This is a genomic window from Aquabacterium sp., from assembly GCF_049274795.1.
Taxonomy (GTDB): Bacteria; Pseudomonadota; Gammaproteobacteria; order Burkholderiales; family Burkholderiaceae_C; genus Aquabacterium.
Map to the genome: position 1 here is coordinate 1 of NZ_JBASTH010000024.1, position 4,590 is coordinate 4,590.

Here is a 4,590-nt window from a genome sequence, read left to right on the forward strand (position 1 = left end):
GGCCCAGGACGCCGCATCCGCCCCCGCCGACGCCGGCGCGGCCGCCGCGCCCCTGGATGTCGGCACCACCGTGCCCGATGCCGCCTCCGTCAAGGAAGGCCTCTTCCCTGAGGACGCCTGCAAGGAACTCGAGGCCAACGGCTTCAAGTGCATGGGCTTCAAGCCCGCCATCAAGTACTCGCTGCCCGCCTCGTCGTTCGCACTGGGCTCGGCCGTGCTGCCCGAACTGCTCAAGCGCCAGCTCGACGTGTTCGCCGAAGTACTGCGCGGCAAGCGCGGCTCGGCTGGCCGCCAGGTCAAGATCGTGGGCCACGCCGACGCCTCCGGCTCGCAGGCCGGCAATCTGGCACTGTCGCAGCGCCGTGCCGAATCCGTGCGCGGCTACCTGGTGCAAAAGGGCGCCGACGCCAGCATGCTCGAAGCCGTGGGCCTGGGTTCGGCCGACCCCAAGAACAAGGCTGACCCCTACTCCAGCGAGAACCGCCGCGTGGAGATCGGGCGCGCCAAGTAAGCGCACCGGCGCCTCCCGTGCCCGGTCCAACAGGCTGCCTTCGGGCGGCCTTTTTTTTGAGATGCCAAGCCCATCCTGGGCCCGGCCATGAACACATTCGATCAGGGAAAGCATGCCCATCGCCTGGAGACGGGTGCAGCAGGCCGTCGCAAGCAACAAGTCACCTCGCAGCGCGGTCGGCCGCGTGATGTTCCAGGTGGCGGCTCCCGCACAGAACAAGCAGCCCAGCGCGCCCGCGGATCAGGTCAAGGCCGTGTCGGGCATCGGTGCGCGCCTCGGCGCAGCGACCTTGAACGTGCAGGCCCGGAGCAAGGCCCTGCAGGATCATCCTGTCCGGCAAGCGCTTGCGGCCAAGGGGCGCGAGGCAGTGGACACCGCCCGTCAACTGCGCGAGGCCCAGCGAAAGGGCAATGCCGCCGCGGTGAAGGCCCTGCAGGCCAAGCTGGAACAACAGCGCCAGGAGGCACGCACCCAGTTGGTCACACTGGTTCCCACGCTTGCGCAAGGCCGAAGCGGTGACAGCACCGCGCAGGCGCTGTGGGTCGACCTGGTCGCGCACCTGGACCTCAGCGCCCCCAAGGACGCGGCCGTGTTCTGGTCCGGCAGCAAGGACAACGCAAGCGACCTGGCCACCGATCTCGGCGGCGCGTCGCTGGAAACGACCGCTGGCGGCGTCCTGATCGACGACTGGCTGGAACAGATCCCCTGGGACGAGAAAGCAGGGCAAGGCCCCCCTTTCCGCAAGCACCTGTGGCAATTGGCATCGGCCACCTATGCCCTGCAGGCGCGTGGAACAATCACCCCCATCCAGACGCCCGAGAAAGCCGCCAAGGGCGGCGGCGACATGTGGAAACGCGTCGAAAAGAAGATCCTGCTCAAGCTTGCAATACAAGGCAAGGTGGAGTTCGGCGCGCTCGTCCTGAAAGAACCACCACCTCAGCCCTCGCCCATGGGCTCATGAGACGCACGACACATGACGGCTGCTTACGACCTCTTCCTCCATGAACTGGGCGCCACCGGACGTGAATACGGTGACGGCTTTTCCATCGGCAACCTGCTGCAACTCACACCCCAGGAACGTGAACGCACACGCCAGGCCCTGATCGAGTGCATCCGCCGCGGCGAGGCCCGTGCACTCAAGCCACTGACCGTGGTCGCACCTGGTCCGGACACGGTGACGCTGCTGGAATCGCTCTGGCAAACATCTTCTCAGCAGGATCCTCCGGAGGAGTTCGACGTGGAGGTCGCCGCAGCGCTGGCTCGCCTGACCGACGCCTCGGACGCCCTGGACTTCCTGGAACAGGCTGCGATCCATCTGGACGACACATGGACTCAGGGGGCTGCCCTTGATGGCCTGGTGTCTGCCGGCGTCGACAGCAATGCCAGCGCCCGTCTCGCGCGCTGCATCCGCCAAGCTGCAGACGAAGACACCCGCCTGAGCTGCGCCGACAGCCTGCTGCAGCGCCATGGCTGGCAGATCGAGGACCCGGCCCTTCAGGACGAGACCCTGGCGCTGCTCAAAGCCCTGGTGTCCGAGCAACCCGCCGACAGGGATGCGGCCTTGCTGCGTGTCCTCAAGGCACCCGCCCGGCCGTGGCCCTGGGTCGTCCAGCCCTGACGCCCCAGCGCTGACGCCCGGACACCATCACGGCGGCCTACCTCGATGACAATGGCAACGGGGTGAAAAAGACGTTCAAGAACAACGCAGGAGGCCGACATGGACATGATCAAACTGCAGGAACAGTTCATTGAGGAACTGCTCGAGTCCACCCCTGAGGACTGGGAGCGCATCGAAGTCCACTATGAGCGCTACGCCTGGAGCGGCGAGACCTCCGAGATCTACATCGCCAACAGCTTCGTGGGCAGCGAAAAGACGGACCTGGACCTGACCATCGAGGCCCTCGAAGGCCTGCAAGCCTTGCAGGACCACCCGCCTCAGGGGCAGGCCGAGCCCTGGACCTGGCTTAAGTTCGTGCTGGACGACAGTGGTCGCTACCACTTCGACTACCAGTACGGCGTGCCGCCGCTGGTCGCACGCGAGATGGCGGCCCAGAAGGGCTGACGCCCTCCCGATCAGCGCCCCAGCTCAGGGGATCATCTCGGTGACCTGCCCCGGGAAGGTCACCTGGATCACGCCCGCCCACATGCACATCAACTTGCAGGTGTTGTCCAGCGCGGGCATGTTGGCCAGCATCACCGTGGGCGCGCCCGGCACCCAGGGCGAGACCGTGGCGGGCACGCAGGGCATGGGCGTGAGCACCCCCATGGCTGCCGCCGTGGCCGCGGCCACCGTGGGATTGGCCAGGCTGGAGCACACCCCGAACGGCCGGATGTTCACGATGGGGATGTGGTCCATGATGTTGGCAGCCGGCTGGTTGCTGGTCATCACGCGGTTGATGGGCAGCACGCCCATCGGGCTGGGCGCCGCCCCGAAGGAGCAAGCCAGCATGGCGTTGTTGCAGACATGTTGTGGCATTTCAGGCCTCCATCACGGGTTATGCCGCTCAAGCGGGGTCGTCCAGCGCCCACACCGTGAGGGCGCTGAAGTTGTCGTGGCTCGGCTTGTGCGCGGCGTTGCGCAGCACCAGGGCTTCGAGCGTACTGAGCCATTCGCGCGGATCACGCGCCTGCTGCAGGGTCTGCTGCAGCACGGCTTCGTCCACATACTCCCACAGGCCGTCGGTGCACAGCAGGAAGACATCGCCCGGCGCCAGCAGCCAGGGGTCGGGGCTCACGCCGATGTACAGGTCTTCCTCCTGCGAGCCCAGTGCGCACAGCAGCTCGCTGCGCTGGGCATGGTTGCGCATCTGCTCGGGCTTGATCAGGCCGCTGTCGACCAGGGACTGCACCAGGCTGTGGTCGCGCGTCTGGTAGCGCAGTTGCCCTCGTCGGAAAACGTACAGGCGTGAATCGCCCACGTGGCCCCACAGCGCGGTCTGCGTGTCCAGCTCGATGAACAGCGCCACCACCGTGCTGTGCATGTGCTCGCGCACGCCGCCTTGCTGGCGGTGCTGGTGGATGGTGCGGTTGGTGTCCAGGATCAGCTCGTGCACCGAGGCCCCGTTGTTGACCGGCTGCTGCGCGTTGCGCTCGATGATGTGGCGCACCGCCAGCTTGGAGGCGATGTCGCCGCCGCCATGCCCGCCCGCCCCGTCGGCCACCACGCAGCACAGGTGGTGGTCTGAGTGCCAGTGGCCGCAGGCATCCTCGTTGTAGTTGCGCCCACCCTGGCGCGAAATGATGGCCAGATCCAGCTGGATGTGACCGGGTGCCCCATACACGGTGTCAGAGAAGTTCGACATGGTTGTTGCTTTCGGTGTCGTCTCGTCGGTCCCGCGTGCTCACGCGTCGCGCTGCAGTTCGTCGATGTGGGCCTCGTAGGCCCGCAGGAATTCCTTGCCGAACAGCTCGTGGAAATCGTCGCTGGCCTCGGCGGAGATCTGGCTGTAGAGCTCGGTGAACACATCCCACATGCGCGCCTTGCGGGCGCCGGGCAGCACGGACGCGAGCACGGATTTCTGCGTGAGCTTGCCTTCGAGCACCTCGGGATCGAAGCGCTTGAGCACCCCTTCGAGCGCGGCACGCATGCCGGCCACGAAGGCGAACTGGTGGGCGCGCAGGTCGTCGTAGGCATCGCGCATGGCCGGAGCCGGCGGCATGAAGCCACGGGCCGGTGGACTGAGCAGGTGATTCAGCGCCACATCGACCGAGGGCGAGAACTTCAGCGGGTTGTTCTCCTTGGCCACGATCATGGTGACCTCGGCACGGATCTCGCGCTTGAGCGCGGCGCGCGCCACCAGCAGTTCGACCGTGCCCTTGGTGGACTCATGCACCAGCTGGCCCAGCAGCTTCATGAACTCGGGCGTGAGCGACTGGATGGGCAGGGCGGACATGCCCAGGCCTTCGCGCAGGGCGGCAATCAGGGCGGCCTGGTCGGCCGGTGCGCCGGTGGTGGCGGCCGCAACGGGCGCCACGGGTGCCGGTGCAGCAGTTGCTGCGGGCGGGGCAACCGGCGCAGCCACTGGTGCCGCCACGACAGGCGCGGCGATGGGCGGGGTCACCGGCGCGGGAGCCGGCAC

7 protein-coding genes are annotated in these 4,590 nt (G+C 67.1%); 4 read left to right on the top strand and 3 right to left on the bottom strand.

Features of this window, described 5'->3' with window-relative positions:
- The 4 genes from WAQ08_RS02735 to WAQ08_RS02750 form a co-directional block, all read left to right on the top strand.
- Positions 1-511: OmpA family protein (locus WAQ08_RS02735; protein ID WP_422189105.1), on the top strand; the 511-nt coding region annotated here is incomplete at its 5' end.
- Between the two features lie 112 nt (positions 512-623).
- Positions 624-1,472, top strand: coding sequence for a hypothetical protein (locus WAQ08_RS02740; RefSeq protein WP_422189106.1), 849 nt, complete (start codon positions 624-626; stop codon positions 1,470-1,472).
- Positions 1,473-1,484: 12 nt separating this feature from the next.
- Positions 1,485-2,129, top strand: a complete 645-nt coding sequence (locus WAQ08_RS02745; RefSeq protein WP_422189107.1) for a hypothetical protein — start codon at positions 1,485-1,487, stop codon at positions 2,127-2,129.
- 99 nt (positions 2,130-2,228) lie between these two features.
- Positions 2,229-2,573 carry a hypothetical protein gene (locus WAQ08_RS02750; RefSeq protein WP_422189108.1) on the top strand — a complete coding sequence of 115 codons (345 nt, stop codon included), beginning with the start codon at positions 2,229-2,231 and terminating at the stop codon, positions 2,571-2,573.
- 24 nt (positions 2,574-2,597) lie between these two features.
- Here the strand turns inward: WAQ08_RS02750 and WAQ08_RS02755 are convergent, their stop codons facing one another.
- From WAQ08_RS02755 to tagH, 3 genes are all read right to left on the bottom strand, one after another.
- Positions 2,598-2,987, bottom strand: coding sequence for a DUF4280 domain-containing protein (locus WAQ08_RS02755; RefSeq protein ID WP_422189109.1), 390 nt, complete (start codon positions 2,985-2,987; stop codon positions 2,598-2,600).
- A 28-nt stretch (positions 2,988-3,015) separates the two neighbouring features.
- The gene (locus WAQ08_RS02760; RefSeq protein WP_422189110.1) at positions 3,016-3,813 is read right to left on the bottom strand and encodes a PP2C family protein-serine/threonine phosphatase; all 798 of its coding nucleotides are present in this window, start codon (positions 3,811-3,813) and stop codon (positions 3,016-3,018) included.
- A 39-nt stretch (positions 3,814-3,852) separates the two neighbouring features.
- Positions 3,853-4,590: type VI secretion system-associated FHA domain protein TagH (tagH, locus tag WAQ08_RS02765; RefSeq protein WP_422189111.1), on the bottom strand; the 738-nt coding region annotated here is incomplete at its 5' end.

Coding starts and splice junctions, on each gene's coding strand:
- WAQ08_RS02745 (WP_422189107.1), top strand. CDS start 1,485: ATGACGGCTGCTTACGACCTCTTCCTCCATGAACTGGGCGCCACCGGA.
- WAQ08_RS02750 (WP_422189108.1), top strand. CDS start 2,229: ATGGACATGATCAAACTGCAGGAACAGTTCATTGAGGAACTGCTCGAG.
- WAQ08_RS02755 (WP_422189109.1), bottom strand. CDS start 2,987: ATGCCACAACATGTCTGCAACAACGCCATGCTGGCTTGCTCCTTCGGG.
- WAQ08_RS02740 (WP_422189106.1), top strand. CDS start 624: ATGCCCATCGCCTGGAGACGGGTGCAGCAGGCCGTCGCAAGCAACAAG.
- WAQ08_RS02760 (WP_422189110.1), bottom strand. CDS start 3,813: ATGTCGAACTTCTCTGACACCGTGTATGGGGCACCCGGTCACATCCAG.